The sequence below is a fragment of the Nocardioides sp. AN3 genome, assembly GCF_054653495.1.
In genome coordinates this window covers 1-226 of record NZ_BAAIGC010000120.1, presented here as the reverse complement: position 1 = coordinate 226, position 226 = coordinate 1, and the positions used below count along the sequence as shown (strand labels likewise).

The window sequence follows — 226 nt, the reverse complement described above, 5'->3', positions numbered from 1 at the left end:
AGAGGGGTAGCGGGCCTCACCGGACTGGTCGGTGACCGAGAGCACCAGCGGCATCGTCGCACCGATGACCTCGGTCGCGGCGTCGGTGTCACGCTTGATCCGGACCTGGCCGCCCTGGGTCTCCACCACCGCCGCCAAGGTCACCTGCGGGAGGTTGAGACGCTCGGCCAGCATCACCGGCACCACCGACCCCGACGCATCGGTCGAGGCCATCCCAGTGACCACG

At 69.9% G+C, this 226-nt stretch carries 1 pseudogene; it reads right to left on the bottom strand.

What is annotated here, in order from left to right:
- Positions 1-213: pseudogene (locus tag ACYQ1K_RS28065) on the bottom strand (electron transfer flavoprotein subunit beta); the annotation flags it as partial.
- Positions 214-226 lie beyond the last annotated feature (13 nt).